The following is an 18,799-nucleotide window of genomic DNA, read 5'->3' on the forward strand; positions in this document are numbered from 1 at the left end:
TGGTGGAGACGAGCGTGTCGCCTTTGGTGCGTTTGACGCACCCAAGGCGGCCTTCGGTGCGTCACACGCAACCAAGGCCGCCTTGGGGCGCTGACGCCAGGCCCGCGCTCGGCCCCGGCTACTTCGGCCGAAGTCCGATCGCCGGGGTCCGGGCCGGAGACCAAACCCAGTCGCGGCCCGGCCTCTGCGGCAGCCGAACAGTGAAACGCGACATCGCCGCACGTCGCGAATGACTCATTCAAGACGTTTGCCCGGGGGCCACGCCCGTCGAGCCGCGTCGAGGCAGCCGGGCCGAGTGACTTCGCCGGAACCCCGCCACGGAAGGGCGGGGCCCTCCCCGGCCGGCCCCGCTCACTCCCCGCCCGGCAGCGCCCGCTCCGCCACCAACGCCAGCTCCAGCCGCAGCCGCTCCCCGGGATCGTCCAACCGCGCCCCGAACAACTCGCCCAGCTTCCGCAACCGAGCCCGAACAGTCTGCGGGTGCAGCTCGAGCAGCCGCCCCAGCTCCGGTGCGCTCCCCCGGGTCTGGACCAGCGCCAGCAACGTCTCCGCCAACTGCTCCCGCCGCCGCCCGGACAACCCCGCCAACGGTGCCAACGTCGTCGATGCCAGCTGCGCCACCAGGAACTCGTCCGCCAGCAGCACCAAAGTCGTCAGGTGGTCGCGGCACCACACCACCGGGCCCGGCGCGTCCAGCAACCCCCGCGCCGCCAGGTCGAGCGCGCGGCGGGCCACCCGGAACGACTCCGGGGCCTCGGCCGGGGACACCAGCGGGCCGACCGCCGCCAGCCAGCCGGCCGGCAGCGAAGCCAGCCCTGCCAGGTCCGTGTCGGGGGCCGGGGTCAGCGCTGCCGGCGGGGTGCCGAGCGGGTCGGCCGGGACGTGCTCGGGCAGCAGCCCCGACGGGAAGTCCGGCGCGCCCGGCAACGCCCGGAACGCCACCGCGGCCACCTGCGCGGGCACCGGCAGCCCGGACGCCGCGAGCAGACCGTCCACTTCGGCCGGTGCGCGGCCACCGAGCAGGGCGCGCAGCAGCCGGCGGTGGCGCTCGCCCGTACTGGACATCGCCGCTTCGGCCGCGCGGTAGCCCTCGGCGACCGCCGCCATCGACGTCTCGGCGTCGGCGAACATCCCCTCGGCCGCGCCGTACAGGACGTCGCCGGACAAGCCCGCATCCCGGGCGATGTCGGCGATCCACCGCCACGTGACCCGGCTCGACACGCGGATGGCCGCCTGCACCGACTCGCGGCTCAGACCACTGTGGAACGCCTCGCGCCCGTGCCCGCGGAACTCGGCCAGCCGGCCGGCCTGCCACAGCGCGGGCGTGCCGACGCGGTCGATGTCGCGCTCGATCCCGCGCCGCGCCTGCTCGATCGCCGTGGCCCGGGTGGGTCCGTGGCCGAAAGTGCCGGAATATTCCGGAATCTCGGCGGCGATGCCATCGACGCAGGCCCGCGCGATCTCGGGGATCCGCGGACGCACCGCGTCGCCGAACTCGCGGGGCAGCCGGGCCCACACGGAACCGTCCGAGGCAGCGGAACCGCGCATGGAAATCCGGTCCTCCACGAGGGGAATTGGCGCGGAGAAATACTTCCGCCATCTGACACGGAGCGTAGAACGCGCACCCGTTCGTGTCAAAAGGACGTCATCGCGTCACCCTTTCGGGGAACGGCTCGTTGATTATCAGTCACACAACCGTCGGATACGCTCTGCCCCGCCCGGGCGAGCTCGAAGGGGGATTCGTGGTCGAGTACCGCAGCTTCCGCCTGCTGGCGTCGCTGCCGCGCGCACTGGGCGCCGGCCTGCGCCCGCACGTCGGGCACGCCGCGGCCTCGATGATCCAGGAGGTCCGGCGCACGGTCCCGGCCTACGGCCTGCCGCTCAAGGGCGTGTTCGGCAAGGTCCTGGTCAAGAGCGTCGAGTTCGCGGTGCAGCACTGCGTCGACTCGATGGGCGAGCCGGGCCTGTCCCACGAGCACTGGGCCGACTTCTACCGCGGCCGTGGCCGCGTCGAGTTCACCGAAGGCCGCAACCTCGACGCGCTGCAGGACAGCGCCACCATCGGAGCCCGGGTGGCCTGGCGGGCGATGCACCCCGGCGTCGTCGCCGCAGGGGTCGACCCGGCCGTCATCTCGGTCGCCGCCGAGGCCATCTTCGCCTACGTCGACGAGCTGTGCGCCACCGCGATCGAGGGCTACCAGCAGGCGCAGGCCGAAGCCGAGGGCGCCGTCCCGGTCCGGCGGCGGCGCCTGCTCGAGCTCATCGTCCAAGCCCCCGAAGGCGCGGCGAGCAGCATCGCCGAGCTCGCCGGCGGCGCGGGCTGGCCGTTGCCGGAGGCCGCCGCGATGGTCGCCCTCGAACGCGGCCCCCAGGCCGCCGACTTCCCGGCCGACGTGCTCGGCGACGGCGTCCTGGCCGGCCTTGACGGCCCCGAGCCGCACCTGCTCACCCGCGATCCCGACGCCGACCTCGCCCCGCTGGAAGCCAAGCTCGACGGCTGGCGGGCCGCGGTGTCCCCGACCGTGCCCCTGGCCGACGCCCCGGCCGCGCTGCGCACCGCCCGCCGCGCGCTGCTGCTGTCCGGCCACGACATTCCCGGGCCGATCATCTGGTGCCGCGACCACCTCGCCACGCTCTGGCTGCTCGCGGAGGACTTCCTGGCCGCCGAGCTGGCCCGCCGGAGTCTCGACCCGTTCGCCTCCCTCAGCGAGAAGCAGCGCGACCGGCTCAGCGAGACGCTGCTGGCCTGGCTGGAGACGCGGGGCGGGGCGCCGGAGATCGCGCAGCGCCTCGGCGTCCACCCGCAGACCGTGCGCAACCGGCTGCGGCAGCTCGAAGAGCTCTTCGGCGACCGCCTCAAGGACGCCGACGACCGCCTCGGCATGCAGCTCGCCCTGCGCGCTCAGCTGCTCATGCGCGCGCACCGGCCGGACGGTGAACGGGAACGCTGACGGCGCGGTCGAGCGCGCGCACCGGCATCGGCAGCACGCGCCGCCACGGACGGCACCCCGGCCGCGGCGGCCGGAGCTGCTGCTGGGGAGAGAGAAAACTCGCGCGGCACGACATCAGTGCGTCCGGTGCGTCAGTGCGACCATACCTTCGAGGAATACGCGGATACCGGCGGAATGTCGATACGCATTACCAGTGATTCCGGGAGAGTCCGCACCCTCGATCACCTTTTCGGCCCCGTTGTTGTCACGCGCACCCGCATTCGGCGTAAGTGGTGTTCGCCACACCGGACGCAAGTAGTCGGATGCCCTATTTTCAGGTTCGCGAGAAACATCACGAGCGAAAACGCGAAACACTTTCAACATACCTCCGGCCCGGACCGCCGGAAGTTGTCACCCGCGCACCAACCGGCCCAAGCGGAAGTGTCACCTCGCGTCGCGCGCTTCCACCCGTTCGGGTGTAGTCCGGACGGGTTATCGCAAAGTCGGCGGAAGACCCGTTGACAGTGCCGTTCGCGCGAAATTATGTTGCCGGAGCCACAAAATCCGGACCGGCTTCGACGACGAAGAGGCCGGTTTTGGTGCCAGCAAGGATAAAACATGACCGACGTGGACACCGGGTTCGCCGCCGCCGCTGTGCGGGCGGGCCGGCCCCACCCTGGCGAGCGCTCTTCCGGACCGGCGTACCGGCAGCAGTCCGGGTCGGCCGACCGGCCCCGGACCGCCTCCCCGCCCGCCCAGCGGACCTCGGGGGAACCCCGGCCTGTGCGCGCTTCCGGCGCCAGCGGGCTGTGGGCGTCGCTGCCCCGCGAGCTGGCGATCCGCTTCAAGCCGCGGGTCGAGCCGCTGGCCCGCGCCGTCCTGCGGGAGGTCCAGCGGGCGGTGCCCGAGTACCGCCGGCCCCTCGAAGGCGCGTTCGGGCACATCATCACCCAGGGTGTCCGGCAGGCGATCATCCAGTGCCTCGACAGTGTCGGCACCCCCGGTGCCGTGCCGCTCGAGACGTGGACGACCGTGTTCCGCAACCTCGGCAAGATCGAGTTCACCGAGGGCCGCAGCCTCGACTGCCTGCAGACGGCCTACCGGGTCGGCGGGCGCGTCGCGTGGCGGCACATCTCGGAGTTCGGGCAGGCCAACGGCCTCGCCGCGGACACGCTGTGCACCAGCGCCGAGGCCATCTTCGCCTACGTCGACGAGATTTCCGCCCTCTCGATCGAGGGCTACACGGCGGCGCAGGCCCGGGCCGCCGGCACCCTGGCGCGCCGCCGGAGACGGCTGCTCGAACTGCTGCTCGCCGACCCGCCGTCGGCGCCGCAGACGATCAGCGCGCAGGCCGCGACCGCGCAGTGGGCGCTGCCCGCCGAGGTCACGGTCGTCGCCCTCGAACCCCGCTCCGACCAGCACAGCCTGGCCGCGCCGGACCTGCACTCCGACGTCCTCGTCGACCTCGAGGGCGGCGAGCCGTGCCTGGTCACCGGCGACGCGGAGAAGCACCTGAAGAACCTCACCGAGCGGCTGGGCGGCTGGCGCGCGGTGATCGGCCCGGCCGTGCGGCTCACCGAAGCGCCGCGGTCGCTGCTGTGGGCGCGCCGGACGCTGAAGCTCGTCCAGCGCGGGGTGCTGCCGGACGCGCCGGTCACGCGCTGCACCGACCACCTGTCCACGCTGTGGCTGCTCGCCGACGAATTCCTGGTCCGCGAGCTGTGTTCCCGCAGCCTGGAGCCGTTCCGGACCCTCACGCCGAAGCAGCGGGCGCGCCTCGGCGAGACGCTGCTGATCTGGCTGCAGTCCCGCGGCAGCGCACCCGAGATCGCGAAGAAGCTCAAGGTGCACCCGCAGACCGTGCGGTACCGCATGCACCAGCTGACCGACCTGTTCGGCGACCGGCTGAACAACGCCGACGACCGGCTCGACATGGAGATCGCGCTGCGGGCGGAAGCCCTGCTCGGCTCCTGACTCCCCTTCGACGACGAGGTGAGCCATGACGGGACCGTCCGGCGAAACGACGTTCGGGCCGATGCTCGGCGGCGACGGGCGGCCGGGACAGCTGTGGGCCCTGCTCCCCCGGGAGCTGGCCGCGGTGTTCCGGCCGCGAATGCTCGACGTCGCCGACGAGGTGCTGCGCGAGATCCAGCGGACCATCCCGGACTACGCGCGGCCGCTCGACGGCGCCTTCGGCAAGGCGCTGCGGGCGGGCGTGCAGGCGGCGATCCTGCAGTTCATCGACCGGATCGCGGCGGCCGGCTCGGTCCCGGACGAGCGGCGGCGGGTGTTCGTCGGGCTCGGCGTGCACGAGCTCGCGCAGGGCCGCAACCTCGACGTCCTGCAGGCGGCCTACCGCGTCGGCGCGCGCGTCACCTGGCGGCGGATGGCCGAGGTGGGGACGCGGGCGGGCGTGCCGCCGGCGACGCTGTGCGTGCTGGCCGAGGCGATCTTCGCCTACATCGACGAGCTGTCGGCGTTGTCGATCGAAGGGCACGCGGCGGCGCAGGCCCGGGCGGCGGGCGCGTTGGAGCGACGCCGCCGCCGGTTGCTGGACCTGCTGCTGGCGGACCCGCCGTCGCCGTCGCGGACGGTCCAGGAAGCGGCGACGGCGGCGGACTGGCCGTTGCCGCACCGGCTGGTCGCGGTGGCGCTGGACGGGCCGGCGGACATCGCCGGCCTGGCCGCGCTGGAGGACTTCGAAGACGGGACGCCGCGGCTGCTGCTGCCGGCGCCGCCGGACCGGTCGGGGTTGACGGCGGCGCTGGCCGGCCGGCGGGCGGCGGTCGGCCCGCCGGTGCCCCCGCGCCAGGCCGGGCGCTCACTGGCGACGGCGCAGGAGGCGTTGCGCCTCACGGCGGCCGACGTCCTCCCGGACGAGCCGCTGACCTGGTGCGAAGACCACCTGGCGACGTTGTGGTTGCGCAAGGATCCATTCCTCGCGACCGAGGTGTCGCGGCGCCGGCTGGCCCCGCTGACGGCGTTGCCCCCGAAGCAGTACAACCGCCTCGCGGGGACGCTGCTGGCGTGGCTGGAGACGTGCGGCAACGTCCGCGAAGTCGCCGAACGCCTGGCGATCCACCCGCAGACGGTCCGCGCGCGGGCCCAGGAGCTGGAGACGTTGTTCGCGGACCACCTGCGGAACCCGGACGACCGCTTCGAGATGATCCTCGCCCTCCGCGCCACCCTTACCCAGCCGTGATGCCCCTCCAATCACGCGTGATGCCTGCTCAATCACGTCCGATGCCTCTTTCCGCACAGCGGACCGGTGTGCGAAAAGGGGAATCTCGCGTGATCAGAGTGGCATCTCGCGTGATTGAGAGGGCATCACTCGTGATCTTGGCCCTCCGCGCGGCACACGCCGCGGCGCCGGCGCACCTCGTCGTCGGACGCGTCCGCACGCAGCTCGCGGGCGAGATCGTCCGCTTCGGACCATGCGGCACAGTCGACGAGCGTCGCCCGCAGGCCCGGCAGTATCGGTACGCTCCGGCGTTCTCAGCCCGAGCCGAGACAGACGAAGGGCCGGCGGAACGGGTCGACGGCGATCGCGTCGGCCAGCGCCAGCGCGGGGCTGTCCCGGACGGCCAGGGCGCGGTAGTAGTCGTCCATCGCGGCCGCCGAGGCCAGGTCGCCGACGCGTGACAGCGGCGCGATCACCGTGCGGGAGCCGCTGGCGAGCAGGGCGCTGGCGAAGCCGAGGGCTTCGTCGCCCGGCCGGATCCGGTTGAGCGCGAGCTCGCAGGCGGCGAAGACGACCTGCCGTGGCGGTTGCCGCAGCCCGGCCATCTCGTGCCCGAAGAGGGCGCCGTCGGCGAGTTCGAGCCGGGAGAACAACGCGTTTTCGGGCTCGTGCGCGCCGTGGGCGGCGAAGTGGGCGAGCTTGGCGCCGTCCATCGCGCGCAGCACGGACTTCACGGTGGCCTTGGCGCCGGTCATGGTCGTCGCGGTGCGGTAGTGGGTGGTCAGCTTCTCCAGCTCACCACGGGCACCGGCCAGGCCGGGCCCGCGGACGAGCACGATCTTGCGGGCGCGCGTCAGCTTCGTCCGCTCGGCGGCGAGCCACGCGGTCGCCGACGGCGCGACGACGGTGGGCCGCCCCCGCAGCCCGGGCAGGACGCCCCACGGCACGGCGTAGAGCGGCCCGGTCGGGACGATGACCAGGTCCCGGTCGCCGAACAGCTCCGCCAGCGGCTGGATGAGCTGGGCGTCGAGCTTGTCGGCCTGCTTGCGCGCGGAGGTCATGACGACCTCGGCGAGCCGTTCGGGCAGGTTGTCGGGCGCGAGGGCGTCGAGGTCGACGTTGAGCACGCGCGCGGACTCGGCGGCGGCACCGGCGGACCCGAGCCGCACGAGCCGGCACTCACCCCCGGCGACGACGACGGCGACGAGCTCGTCCCCGGAGGCGGCGAAGCTGACCAGGGCACGCTTCCCGAGTTGCGTGACGACCTCGCCGAGCCCCGCCAGTGGCCGCGGCCGTCCCCAGCGCCCGGTGTGCCACCCGAGCCGCTGGGCCTCGCGCAGGCGTTCGTTGTACTTGGTCCGCAGCCCGGCGATGGGATGGCCGTCGTGCTGGGCCTCCTGGATGGCCTGGCCCAGACCCCGCACCTCGGCGACGCGCGCGGCGAGCTCGGGATCGGTACCGGCGGAAAGCGGTTCGTAGCGGTAGGTCTGGGCGCGAGTCCGCTCGAGCCAGACGAACAGCCGCCGGGCATCGCCGCGTTCGAGCACGAGCTTGACGGCGAGATCGGCGAGCTCCTGGCCGTGCAGCGCGGTCCCGGAGACGAGGTCGAGCCCGCCCATCCGGTCCCGGACGGCGTCGAGTTCGGTGAGCCCGGACCGGATTTCGGTGAGCGCCTTGGCCCGGCTCCCCTGGGCGACGGCGAGTTCGGCCCGGCAGAGGCGGCGCAGCATCCGGTAGTCGATGGGGGTGAGCTGCCCGGGGCGCGGGACCTTGTCCAGGGTTTCGACGGCGCGTTTGAGGTTGCCCCGCCGGATGTCCAGCCGGACGGCCAGCATCCGCGCGGTGGCGGCCTGGTCGGCGAGTTGCGGAGCCGGCATCTTCGCGGCCAGCCGAAGCGCACGCGTCGGCAGGGCGGCAGGAATCTCTCCGGCGCGGAGGGCATCGCGGGCATCAGCCTGCAAGCCGGTCAAGGTGGCGTTGGCGATACAGGTCTGACAGCCGACCCGCAGCATCTTGCGACGGCCGGAGTCGGCCATCTGCCGCGCGAGCTCGATCTCGTCGGTCATCAAGGCCGCGGAAGCGCGGTACAGCTCCGCACGCGCCACCTCCCGGGTGATGCTCTGCTCGGCGACCAGCTTCGGCAGCACCTCGTCCAGGTGGGCGCCCGCTTCTTCGGCGAGCCCCGCCGCCAGCAGGGCCTCCGCCTGCTCGAAGCGCAGGCCCGCCGGAACGTCCAGGTCCAGCGCGCGGTAGCTGCGCTCGGCCATCTCGTACAGCCGGAGTGCCTCGGGGACATCGCCAGTGCGCAAGGCGAGCATGCCCATGGTGCGCCGCATGTCGGCGGCCACGGTGCGGAGCTCGTACTTCTCGGCGAGCTCGAGCGAACGATTGAGGTCCGCCTGGGCCTCGCCCACGTTGCCGAGCCGGATCTGGACCCACGCACGCGACGACAGGGTCTGCACGAAAGCACCCATCCGCGTCTCGGGTGCCGGACCGTTCGCCAGCCTGAACTCCTGGTGCGCGACGGAGATGTCGAACGAGACCAGGCTTTCTTCGTTGCGGCCGACGCTCATCAAGCGGGCCGCGTAGTTGTGGTTGAGCGAGCCGTTGAGCTCGGCCTGGAGGACGACGTCCGGTACCGCGTTGATCAGCAATCGGACATCGTCGAGCCCGGCCAGGCCCGCCGCGAGGTCGCCGCTGATCTCGGACGACAGCGCGGCCATGAGGCTGGCCAGCCGGATCCGGGTGACCAGCCAGTCGGTCCGGTGCTCCTGCGCGACCGGATGGATCGAGTCCAGCATCGCCATGCCGCGACGCAGCAGCCGGACTCCCTCCCGGTAGTGCTTCAGGCAGGATCCTTCGGCGGCTTGTCGCTGAAGGCCGCGGACCGTCTCGATGACTTCGGTCGGGTCCAGGTTCGTCACAGGCACACTCCTATGACATCACAGCAAGTCGCAGAAAGAAGCCCGCCTGCCAGGCGAAGATCGGCAGGCGGGCGATCACGAATCGGTGAAGATCAGGACTTGACGACCTGGTAGCACGGGTTGCCGCAGTTCGGCGTCATGACCGGACCGTCCTTGAGCGGCGGGTGGTCGATGTGCACCCAGCCGTGCTCGTCGGCCTCCGGGTGCGGGACCACCGGTCCGGCCTTCTCGACCGGCTCCGGGGTTTCCTCCGGTTTGGTGTCCGTGGGCGTCGACATGGTCGATCTCCTCTCCCCTGGGGATCTGCATGGGGCCGCTCGCCGTGACGGTGAGTCCCCCTCGCGAGGCCCTCTCCCCGCGAATGGGGCAATAGTTCCACAGCGGAGCCGTGATCGGGAGGGTTTTCGCTACAGAAAGTCAGTCCGACGCGCGTGATCAGGGCAAACGTTCCGGCCGGAACGTCCTAACGAGTGAACTCTGTAACGACGTCCATTGCGGACGTGCACCCCCGCCGGGTGGCCGAGGGCGGGCCGGGCCGTCCGGGGTGAGCCGTTCCGCCGGGTGCCGACGGCGATCTCCGGCCACGGCCGGCACGGGCTCCGGGCGGGCTGCGCTCGGCACGACGGGCCGGACACCGGCGGCGCGGCGCCGTCCGGCCGACGGCTCGCCGACCTCTGTTGCGGCACTCCGGTGTTGCGGTGCCGCAGCGCCGCGGTGTTGCGGCAACTGCCGTGCTCCGGCGGCTCCGGTGCTGCAGTGCCGCGGTGTTGCGGTGCCGCAGTGTTGCGGCGCCGCAGCGCTCCGGCGCCGCGATGTTGCGGCAACTGCCGTGCTCCGGCGGCTCCGGTGCTGCAGTGCCGCGGTGTTTCGATGCCGCAGTGTTGCGGCGCCGCAGCGCTCCGGCGCCGCGATGTTGCGGCAACTGCCGTGCTCCGGCGGCTCCGGTGCTGCAGTGCCGCGGTGTTGCGGTGCCGCGGCGCTCCGGCATTCCGGCATTCCGGCGCTGCGGCACTCCGGCGCTGCAGTGCCGCCGCGCTCCGGCGCGGGCCGCCTCTCAGCCGGCGCACGAACTCCTGGCGCCGAGGGCGCCGGGAAGCGCTGCGGGCACGTGCCCGCTTTCGGTGCTCCACCGCTCTCCTGGCCGCTCGGCCAAGAGAGTCCGTTGTGGACCGTTACTTCGTCATGCCCGCTGTTCCGTCACCGCCTTGTGGATCGCCTCCACCAGCCTTGCGTTCTCCGGGGCCGCTCCGCCCGGAAAGGCGAACCGGCGGCGGTTGTAGCCGTACGCCAAGCCGCTGCGTGGGTCCGCGAACGCCTGGGAGCCCGCCGCGCCGCTGTGGCCGAATGCTCCCTGCCCCAGGACCGGGTAGTCGTCCGAGACGATCGCGAAGCCTAGGCCGAATGCGTTGTGGTTGCGGGTCGCCAGGTCCGCGCCGATCGAATGGATCTGGGCGAACTCCGCCGCCGTCTCCGGGTTCAGGAGGCGGTCGGGGCCGCTGATCGCCGCCGCGTACATTCCGGCCAGGCCGCGGGCCGAGGCCACGCCGCCCACCGAGGCCGGGCTCAGCCTGCGGACCACTTTGAGGTTCGGGAGGTCCCAGAGTTCCGGCCCCTTCGGGTGGTTGCGGTTGAACGCGATGCCCGAAATGCTTTCCGGCCCCGTCTCGTTCGCCTCCAGCTCGGCCAGCTGCTCCGGGGTCGGCAGCATCGGCTGCGTCGTCAGGAACCGCGGCTCCAGCTCGTCCGGCAACCCCAGGTAGAAGTCCAAGCCGAACGGCCGCCGGATGCGCTCCTCGTAGTGCTCCTGGATGCTGCGACCGGTCACGCGCCGGACGACCTCGCCGGTCAGGGCGCCGATCACCAGCGCGTGGTAGCCGAACGCCGTGCCGGGGCGCCAGTACGGCCGCTGCGGGGCGAGCCGCTCGGCGATCACGCGGTCGTCGGCGATCTCGTCGGCCGTGAAACCGGCGTCCGCGCCCACGACGCCGGCGCGGTGCGCGAGCAGCTCCCGCAGGGTGATCGTGGCCTTGCCCGCCGCGCCGAACTCCGGCCAGTAGTGGCTGACCCGCTGGTCGAGGTCGAGCACGCCGTCCTGGACGAGCAGCGCCACCACCAGGTGCGCCGCACCCTTCGTCGAGGAGAACACGCCGGTCAGTGAGTCGGCGGCGATCTCGGGGCCGGTCCACAGGTCGACGACGCGCTCGCCGTCGACGTGCGCCACGAGCTGGGCGGCGTAGTCACCGCCTTCGCCGGTCGCGACGGCGGCGAACTCCTCGCGGACGGCCTCGAACCCGTCGGCGACGGTCCCCTGGATGTGCTCGGACGACATGGCGGCTCCCTCAGTGATCTTTCGCCTGTGCCTGAACTCAACCTAGGGGGCGACGGGGTATTCCGGGTAACGCCGGAGCGCCTCGGCGGGATGTTCCCGGTATGGGGGAACCGGAGTTCGAAGCCGAACCGACCGAAACCACGCGGCCCGGCCGCGGCCTGGCGATCGCGTCGCTCGCGATCGGCGCGTCGGGGCTCACGCTCGCCGTCGCCACCTGGGCGGCCTGGCTGATCGTGCGGCCGCCGGTCGTGACCGCGTGGGTGTACTCCTGGGTCGCGCAGGCGTTCGTGCTGGTCCTCGGCGCGCTGTGGTTCGCGCTGCTGCCGATCAGCGTGCTGGCGCTGGTCTTCGGCGTTTACGCCGGTGCGCGCACCCATCCGGGCCCGGGCCGGATCGGCGCCACGCTCGCCGTCATCACCGCGCTGCTCGCCTTGTCGGGGGCCGCGGTGTTCGCGACGGCGTCGTGGCGGCAGGTCGGCCCGCCCGTCGCCTACTTCGACAACCAGCCCGGCTCGGCCCGGTAGAAGTCCCGCGCCGGCGGGTACCACCGGATCATGAAGCTGACCTCCACCGTGCTCGGCGCACCGGAACCACGCGCGCTCGCCGAGTTCTATTCGAAGCTGCTCGGCTGGCCGATCGAGACCGACGAGCCGGAGTGGGTGACGTTGCGCCCGGACGACGGCGGCGCCGGGCTGTCGTTCCAGCTGGAGACCGAGCACGTCCCACCGGTGTGGCCGCCCGCCGGCGGGGCCCAGCAGATGCAGCTGCACCTCGACATCGAGGTCGACGACCTCGTCGCGGCGACGGCGGCCGCGACCGCCGCGGGTGCCGTGGTCGCGGACTTCCAGCCTCAGGAGGACGTCCGCGTCTGCTTCGATCCGGCCGGGCACCCGTTCTGCCTCTGGACGCGTACCTGAGGTGACGCCCCGCGTTCGCGCGGTCACAGGATCCGCTATGTTCGCCTGAGGTCCTGTTTCCGGCGAACGGAGTTGAGTCCTGTGGGGGTGCACCGGATCTGGCACCACGGACTGGTCCCCACCGAGGGAAAACGCCCCCTGGACGCCTTGCGCAGCAGGCTGATCACCCGCCAGCGGCAGCACGACGACTACACGATCGCCGATCTCGGCTCGTCCGACGACGGCGGTTCGCGCCGGTGCGACCTCAAGTTCGGGTGGACGGGCGGCGAGGGCCGCTACTCCGTTCAGGTATTGCTTTCGCTGTGCTACCACGCCGGGGAAGACCGGGTGGCGTGGTTGCTGGCCGCCGCGTGCTCGCGGCCGTGGCGCAGCTGCCACGAAGCGCCGGCGCACCGGATCGGGCTGGAGGAGCTCGGCGCGAGCGGGAGCGACGAGATCCCGATCGAAGCGCCGGTCCTCGCGATGCGCGGCTGGTCTCGCGAGGAGTGCGACCGCGTCGCGGAACTGCTGGGCGAGGCGCTGGTGGCGCCGTGGCGGACGTCGGCGGTGCTGGTGCTCACCGAACCGCCGACGGTCCCGGTCGACGGCTGGCCCGGGCTGGTCAACGTCTTCGACGTCGACGACCGCTTCCGCCGCACCCTCAACCAGCACGTGCCCCTCGGCTACGAGGTGCCGCTGGGCGCGCGGTTGTACGCGCCGCTGTGCGACCAGCTCCCCGACTTCGTCGAGACGGCCAGCCCGGTCTCCGGCGAGGCGCTCCAGGGCGCGATCACGCGGCTGCTCCAGACGCGCGGCCGGACGCCGCTGCCCGAGGAGTGGGCGGAGGTGCCGAGCGTGAAGGCGTGGTACGCCGCGGATCCGTTCGACGCGCCGGAACGGGGACCGGACGCCGAGCTGACGGAGAAGCTGGACCGCGCCGAGCGCGAGCTGGCGGAGGCGCGGGGCGTGATCACGATCCTGCGCAAGAAGTCGAAGGCCGACGCCGAGGACCGGGATCGGCACGCCGGCGAAGCGAAGGTGCTTCGCCGGCGGCTCGACGAACTCACCGCGACCGACGTCGCGTGCCTGCGGACGCAGCTGGCGCAGCTGCAGGGCGAGGTGGACGACTACGCGCGCGCGTTCGAGGAGACGGAGGCCGAACGCGACGAGCTCCGACGCGTGAACGGGCTGCTGGCGGGCACGCTCGCCCGGTACCACGACGCCGACGACGAGGTCGCCGCCGCCGAGCGCCCGCCCGAGGAGTTCCCGAGCTTCGCCGAGCTGATCGGCGCCGCGACGGCGACGCTCAAGCACCTCGCGATCACGGCCGAGCCGGCGCCGGCCGCGATCCTCGACCACCACCCGAAAGCCGCCGCCTGGCGCCGCAAGGCGTGGGACGCGCTCCGCACTCTCGACGCGTACGCCTGCGCGCGGACCACGCTGCTCGAAGCGGGCCAGGACCCCGGACCCGAGTTGTCGGACGTGCTCGCGTTCGCCCGCACCGGCCAGCCCGGTTCGCTGATCAGCGCCAACATCATCGCCCTGGCCGAGTCGGACACCGTGACCACGAACGAACGGCTCCGGCAGGCGCGGTCCTTCCGCGTCGACCCGCGGACGAACCCGGCCGGCCGCGACTACTTCGGCGCCCACATCGCCCTGGAACGCTTCAAGTCGCCGGCGCCGCGGCTGCACTTCCTCGACGACACGGACCGCACGGGCACGGTGTACGTCGGGTACCTCGGTGCCCACCTGCCGACGTCGAAGACCAACTGAGCGAGAATCGCGCGCATGACGGAGATCGCGCGGAAGAACCTGGCCTACTGCTGGATCGCCCGCGGTGACCGGGTGCTGTTCCTCCGGCGCGGGCCGGGCGTCTTCCTCGCGGGGCGGTGGGAACTGCCCGGCGGGACGGCCGAGCCGGACGAGGCCTTCGAAGCCACCGCGGTCCGGGAAGCGGCTGAGGAAACGGGATTGCGGGTGCGGGTCACGGGTGAACTCGCCCGCGACTCCTGGCCGGACGTCGCCGGGCGCGCGATGGAGATCCACGCTTTCGTTTACACGGTGGAAGAAGACGGCACCGGAGACGTCGTGCTCAACCCGGAAGAGCACGACGACTTCGCGTGGCTCGCGCCGCGGGAAGCCGGGCGGCTCGAGATGGCGGAGCACTTCCGCCGGTTGCTGTGATCGCCGCGGGCGCGGCGACGGTCTTCGGTGGACGGAGGAGGCGAGAGTGGTCATGCCCCTGACACTACCGAACACACGTGCGAAAGATCATCGCTGAATCGGGTGAAGCCCAGAGACGTGGCGGCGCGGCAATTTCGATTGCAGCACAAGAGAACGCGCGTAGGCAGCCCCCGATTTCCACGCTACCGGAAGGCACCGACAAAAACGGCCCAGGGAACCCCCGGATTCCACGTTACCCGCGGGCACCGACAAAAAAGCGGGCTACCGGGGAACCAAATACCGCAGCAGCACGCTGTTCCCGTCCGTCAGCACAGAAGCGAGCTCCAGCGAAGCCGGGTCGATCGCCGCGCCCACCGCCACCCGGCTCGACGTTCCCGACACCAGGAACGGCGCCACCGTCAAGCGGAACTCGTCGACCACGCCCGCCTCGATCAGCGACCCGAACAACCGCGGCCCGCCTTCGCAGTCGATGCGGGCCAAGCCCTCCGCCGCCAGCGTCGAGACCACCTCGGCGGCCGAGACTTCCGACGCACCCACGACGAACACGCGGGCCCCGTTCGCCACCCATCCATCACGCAGCGACGAAGGCGCCGCCGCGGACGTGAACACCAGCGTCGGGACCGCCGCCCTCGTGATCACCGGCGCGTCCGGGGGCAGGGAACGCCCTGTCGTCACCACCGCGACCGGGGCGATCGGGGCCAGCCCGAACCGGCGGCGGCGCTCGGCCGTGCGCGCGTCGGGGCGCATGCCCTCGAACCCCTCCGCCATCGCCGTGCCCGCGCCCACCAGCACCACGTCCGCCAGGTCGTTGCCCAGCCGGTAGACGATGCGGTCGGCCGGGGTCGGCAGGGCCGCCGAGCGGCCCTCGACCGTGCTCGCGCCGTCCGTGCTGGACACGAAGTTGACCGCGACCCACCGGGGACCGGCCGGGTACTGGTAGAGCTGCTCGAGGTCGTGGTCGTCGAGGCCGCGCCCGACCGGCCAGATCTGCCGGATCACTCCCACCGGACCGCCTTCGCCGGCGGGCGCGTGCCCGCGATGCTCGCCGCCATCTCGGCCACGTGCCTCGTCGCGCGCACGTGCCGGGTCCGGATGATCGCCGCCCCGGCCGACGCCGCGAGCGCCGCCAGCGCCAGTCCGGCGGGAGTCCCGTCGCCGGCGACCGAAACCAGCACCGGCACATCCCGGGGCAGCGACGGCGGCGCCCGCAGCACCCCGGCGTCCAGGACGAAACCGGGCGCGGCAGGAACCGAAGAACCGGCGTAACCCGCTCCGAACCGCGCCGCGACGTCGGTGAGGTCACTCCGCGCGAGGATCAGGTCGGCGCCGGCCTCACAACACGCGGCGGCCACCTCGGCGTCCGCGGTGTCGACGGCCAGGAAGAGATCCGGGAACTTCGAGCGGGCCCACGCCACCAGGGACTCGACGCCGGTTCCGGCGAAACCCACGAGATCGGCGCCGTCCTCGACCGCGCCCAGTACCACGTCCCGCGCCGTATCCGGCTCCGGGAGCACGTCGACCGCGGCCAGCACCAGTGCGCGGTCCCTGCTCGACCGGCGGCCCCGGAAGACGAGGTCGGGGGTCTTCATCGCACGCTCCCTGCTGGACATCCGGACGTCCCGATCCTAAGCGGGCCCGGCAGGTGAGCACTCTTCGCCGGCGGGTGGCGGGGCCTCGTCGCCGGGCCACCCGAGGCGTGCCGGAATACCTCAGGAGGCGATGGCCTCGTTGATCGCCAACAGCTCCTGAGCGGTGCGCGTGGCGGTGAACTCGATGACCTCGTAGCGGGCGAGGCGCCGGATGACGAACGGATCACTGGCGAGGATCGCGTCGAGCCTGCCGCGCAGCACCGAACGCGTCAGGATCACGTGGTCGGCCGCACCGTTCCCCTTTCCGGAAACGAGGAACACTCCCTTCGTGAATTGCTTGCGCAACCAGTCCGAATGGTCCGGTAGCGCGTAGTCGACTTCTGTTTCGGGCGCCGTGTAGGTCAGCAGGGCGATGTACATGATTCGATGGTAGGACTCCCGCGGCCGCAGCGCATCCGCCTGGCGAGTGTCGACGCCCACGTGTTTCACCCATATTCGGTCAAGAACAACGCAATTCCTTTACCAACGCTTTTCGACATTTCTCCTCGATTGCCGTACGTCCGTCGTCGTACGCCGCGGTGCCGCCGCCGGGCCGACGCGGTGACCGCCTCCGGGGCGCGACACTCGACGCCATGAACGCAGTGACCCGGGTCCGGCACGAAGGAAGACGAGCCGAGCGCATCGCCCACGCCGTCGGCGCGGCGCTGTTCCTGAGCGGCGTCGTGCACGCGATCGTCCTCATCGCCGCCGGCGGCTCGTGGCTGGGCCCGCTGTCGATGCGCAAGGCCGTCACGTTCGGCCTGTCGTTCGGGCTGACGCTCGCGTCGGTCGCCTGGGCGACGTCGTTCCTCACCCTCCGGCCCCGAGTGCGCTCGATCCTCCTCGGCGCGTTCACGGCCGCGAGCGTCGCCGAGGTCGCCCTGGTCAGCATGCAGGCCTGGCGCGGGGTGCCGTCACACTTCAACTTCGAGACGCCGTTCGACAACGCCGTTTCGATGACGCTCGCCGCCGGCGGTGGCGTGATCATCCTGACGACCATCGGGTTCACCGCCGCGGCGCTGGTCGAGCCCGGTCCGGAGGCGGCGAGCCTACGCCTGGCCGTCCGCGCCGGCCTGGTCGTGCTCCTGGTCGCGCTGGCCACCGGCGCGGTGATGATCGCCCGCGGCGTCGTCGAGGCACGCGGCGGCGACCCACAGGGCGCCTACACCACCGCCGGCTCGCTCAAGCCGCTGCACGCGGTCGCCATGCACGCGATCCTCGTGCTCCCCGCGCTGGCCTGGCTCCTGCGGTTCACCCGCTGGCCGGAGAGCCACCGGCTGCGCGTCGTCCGGATCGCCGTCGGCGCCGACGCCCTGCTCACCGCGGTCATCGGCGTCGAGTCCTTCATCGGCATCGACCCGCTGGCCGCGCCGCTGCCCGTCCTCGCGTTGTCCGTGCTGGCCACGGCCGTGCTCGCCGGCACCGGGGTCTACGCGCTGTCCGGCATTGAACCGCCCGTCCGATTCACCCGTGTCCTCATCGGGAAGGCAAGGGGCCGGTAAAGCGGCGGACGGAGACCACGCGTGCGGCACGGTATGACCACCAGAGGCCTTTTCCAGCAGAGCGCAGCCCACAGCCCGTCGTTCTTCTCCGTGGCCAGGGCGATGGGACAGCACGCCGACGACCTCGCGGACTTCTGCATCCCCTGCAACCCGTACTTCCCGACCGACGCGATGTTCGGCGAGCTCGAGCGCAACCTCCGCACGATCCTGAAGTTCTACCCGAGCGACGCGAGCGCGATCACCGCGCAGCTGGCGCACGTGCTGCGGCTCAACCCGTCGACGATCTCCCTGGCCAACGGCTCGACCGAGCTGATCACCTGGATCGACCGGCTGCTGGTCGACGCCAGCATCGCCGTGCCGATCCCGACGTTCGGCCGCTGGACCGACCAGCCCCTCGAGACCGGCAAGCGCGTCGACATGTTCCTGCTCAAGGAGTCCGACAACTTCGAGCTGCGCGTGGACTCCTACGTCGAGTTCATCAAGCGTCGCGGCTCCCGGGTCGCGGTGCTGTGCAATCCGAACAACCCCGACGGCGGGTACCTGCCGCGCCGCGAGGTGATCCGGTTCATGGACGCGCTCGAAGACCTCGACCTCGTGGTGATCGACGAGTCGTTCATCGACTTCGTCGAGGCCGAGATGAGCCCGTCGGTGGCCGCCGAAGCCGTCGTGCGGCCGAACGTCATCGTGCTGAAGAGCCTCGGCAAGAACTTCGGGCTGCACGGGATCCGGTTCGGCTACCAGGTGTCGAACCCGGCGCTGACGCGCAAGCTGTCGGCCGCGCTGCCGAAGTGGAACGTGAACTCGCTCGCCGAGACCATCATCTTCATGCTCGCCGAGCACCGCGCGGAGTACGAGGACAGCCTCAAGAAGCTCGCCCTCGACCGGTTCATGATGAACTCGCAGCTGAACCAGTTCCCGGAGCTGACGGTGTTCCCGTCGCAGGCGAACTTCCTGCTCGTCAAGCTGCCCGGCTCGGTCGACGGCGCCGAGCTGCGCGACTACCTGCTCGCCGAGCACCACCTGCTGGTGCGCCAGTGCGGCAACAAGATCGGCATGACCAGCCAGTTCATGCGCTTCGGGGTGCGGCCGGACACCGAGGTCGAGCGGCTGGTCGAGGGCCTGCGCGGGGTCGAGCGGCTGGGCGGCGGCGGCCGCCACACGCCGGCGATCGAGCTCGTCGCGCACTCCCGCGAGCCGGAACGGTCGATCAGCTGAGCACCTGGGC

Annotated in this window: 16 protein-coding genes; 9 read left to right on the top strand and 7 right to left on the bottom strand. The window is 72.0% G+C overall.

Annotated features, from left to right (window positions below):
- Positions 1-351 precede the first annotated feature (351 nt).
- Positions 352-1,548: a PucR family transcriptional regulator gene (locus ACZ4TR_RS20920; protein ID WP_465288584.1), complete on the bottom strand. Its 1,197-nt coding sequence runs from the start codon at positions 1,546-1,548 to the stop codon at positions 352-354.
- 194 nt (positions 1,549-1,742) lie between these two features.
- Here ACZ4TR_RS20920 and ACZ4TR_RS20925 point away from each other — a divergent pair, with 194 nt between their 5' ends.
- The 3 genes from ACZ4TR_RS20925 to ACZ4TR_RS20935 all read left to right on the top strand — a co-directional run bounded on the left by ACZ4TR_RS20925 (position 1,743) and on the right by ACZ4TR_RS20935 (position 6,132).
- Positions 1,743-2,951 carry a PucR family transcriptional regulator gene (locus ACZ4TR_RS20925; RefSeq protein WP_465288585.1) on the top strand — a complete coding sequence of 403 codons (1,209 nt, stop codon included), beginning with the start codon at positions 1,743-1,745 and terminating at the stop codon, positions 2,949-2,951.
- A gap of 762 nt (positions 2,952-3,713) precedes the next feature.
- Positions 3,714-4,904 carry a PucR-like N-terminal domain-containing protein gene (locus ACZ4TR_RS20930; protein ID WP_465288968.1) on the top strand — a complete coding sequence of 397 codons (1,191 nt, stop codon included), beginning with the start codon at positions 3,714-3,716 and terminating at the stop codon, positions 4,902-4,904.
- A gap of 25 nt (positions 4,905-4,929) precedes the next feature.
- On the top strand, positions 4,930-6,132 hold the full coding sequence (locus ACZ4TR_RS20935) for a PucR-like N-terminal domain-containing protein (protein WP_465288586.1): 1,203 nt from the start codon (positions 4,930-4,932) through the stop codon (positions 6,130-6,132).
- 293 nt (positions 6,133-6,425) lie between these two features.
- Here ACZ4TR_RS20935 and ACZ4TR_RS20940 read toward each other — a convergent pair whose 3' ends face one another.
- The 3 genes from ACZ4TR_RS20940 to ACZ4TR_RS20950 all read right to left on the bottom strand — a co-directional run bounded on the left by ACZ4TR_RS20940 (position 6,426) and on the right by ACZ4TR_RS20950 (position 11,364).
- Positions 6,426-9,035 (bottom strand): CHAT domain-containing protein, encoded by a 2,610-nt coding sequence (locus ACZ4TR_RS20940; RefSeq protein ID WP_465288587.1) that lies wholly within the window; start codon positions 9,033-9,035, stop codon positions 6,426-6,428.
- Between the two features lie 92 nt (positions 9,036-9,127).
- Positions 9,128-9,313, bottom strand: a complete 186-nt coding sequence (locus ACZ4TR_RS20945; protein WP_465288588.1) for a hypothetical protein — start codon at positions 9,311-9,313, stop codon at positions 9,128-9,130.
- 902 nt (positions 9,314-10,215) lie between these two features.
- Complete coding sequence (locus tag ACZ4TR_RS20950; protein ID WP_465288589.1) at positions 10,216-11,364, bottom strand: serine hydrolase domain-containing protein; 1,149 nt, start codon at positions 11,362-11,364, stop codon at positions 10,216-10,218.
- A gap of 101 nt (positions 11,365-11,465) precedes the next feature.
- Here ACZ4TR_RS20950 and ACZ4TR_RS20955 point away from each other — a divergent pair, with 101 nt between their 5' ends.
- The 4 genes from ACZ4TR_RS20955 (at position 11,466) to ACZ4TR_RS20970 (ending at position 14,444) form a co-directional block, all read left to right on the top strand.
- Positions 11,466-11,888, top strand: coding sequence for a hypothetical protein (locus tag ACZ4TR_RS20955; RefSeq protein WP_465288590.1), 423 nt, complete (start codon positions 11,466-11,468; stop codon positions 11,886-11,888).
- A gap of 30 nt (positions 11,889-11,918) precedes the next feature.
- A complete protein-coding gene (locus ACZ4TR_RS20960; RefSeq protein ID WP_465288591.1) occupies positions 11,919-12,281 on the top strand; it encodes a VOC family protein in 363 nt (120 codons plus the stop codon).
- Between the two features lie 81 nt (positions 12,282-12,362).
- Entirely contained in the window at positions 12,363-14,033 is a 1,671-nt protein-coding gene (locus ACZ4TR_RS20965; RefSeq protein ID WP_465288592.1) for a hypothetical protein, read from the top strand.
- 15 nt (positions 14,034-14,048) lie between these two features.
- Positions 14,049-14,444 carry an NUDIX hydrolase gene (locus ACZ4TR_RS20970; protein WP_364521501.1) on the top strand — a complete coding sequence of 132 codons (396 nt, stop codon included), beginning with the start codon at positions 14,049-14,051 and terminating at the stop codon, positions 14,442-14,444.
- Positions 14,445-14,705: 261 nt separating this feature from the next.
- On the opposite strand, the gene ACZ4TR_RS20975 is transcribed toward ACZ4TR_RS20970, so the two are convergent.
- The 3 genes from ACZ4TR_RS20975 to ACZ4TR_RS20985 all read right to left on the bottom strand — a co-directional run bounded on the left by ACZ4TR_RS20975 (position 14,706) and on the right by ACZ4TR_RS20985 (position 16,453).
- Positions 14,706-15,443 carry a dihydrofolate reductase family protein gene (locus ACZ4TR_RS20975; RefSeq protein ID WP_465288969.1) on the bottom strand — a complete coding sequence of 246 codons (738 nt, stop codon included), beginning with the start codon at positions 15,441-15,443 and terminating at the stop codon, positions 14,706-14,708.
- The gene (locus ACZ4TR_RS20980) at positions 15,440-16,033 is read right to left on the bottom strand and encodes a dihydropteroate synthase (RefSeq protein WP_465288593.1); all 594 of its coding nucleotides are present in this window, start codon (positions 16,031-16,033) and stop codon (positions 15,440-15,442) included. The genes ACZ4TR_RS20975 and ACZ4TR_RS20980 overlap by 4 nt, the downstream gene beginning before the upstream one ends.
- A 120-nt stretch (positions 16,034-16,153) precedes the next feature.
- Positions 16,154-16,453: a YciI family protein gene (locus ACZ4TR_RS20985; RefSeq protein ID WP_465288594.1), complete on the bottom strand. Its 300-nt coding sequence runs from the start codon at positions 16,451-16,453 to the stop codon at positions 16,154-16,156.
- A 212-nt stretch (positions 16,454-16,665) separates the two neighbouring features.
- Between ACZ4TR_RS20985 and ACZ4TR_RS20990 the strand changes: the two genes are divergently transcribed.
- Both ACZ4TR_RS20990 and ACZ4TR_RS20995 read left to right on the top strand, forming a co-directional pair.
- Entirely contained in the window at positions 16,666-17,574 is a 909-nt protein-coding gene (locus ACZ4TR_RS20990) for a hypothetical protein (protein WP_465288595.1), read from the top strand.
- Positions 17,575-17,607: 33 nt separating this feature from the next.
- Positions 17,608-18,789 carry a pyridoxal phosphate-dependent aminotransferase gene (locus ACZ4TR_RS20995; protein ID WP_465288596.1) on the top strand — a complete coding sequence of 394 codons (1,182 nt, stop codon included), beginning with the start codon at positions 17,608-17,610 and terminating at the stop codon, positions 18,787-18,789.
- Positions 18,790-18,799: the final 10 nt, after the last annotated feature.

The sequence above is a fragment of the Amycolatopsis sp. NPDC028719 genome (assembly GCF_055565395.1).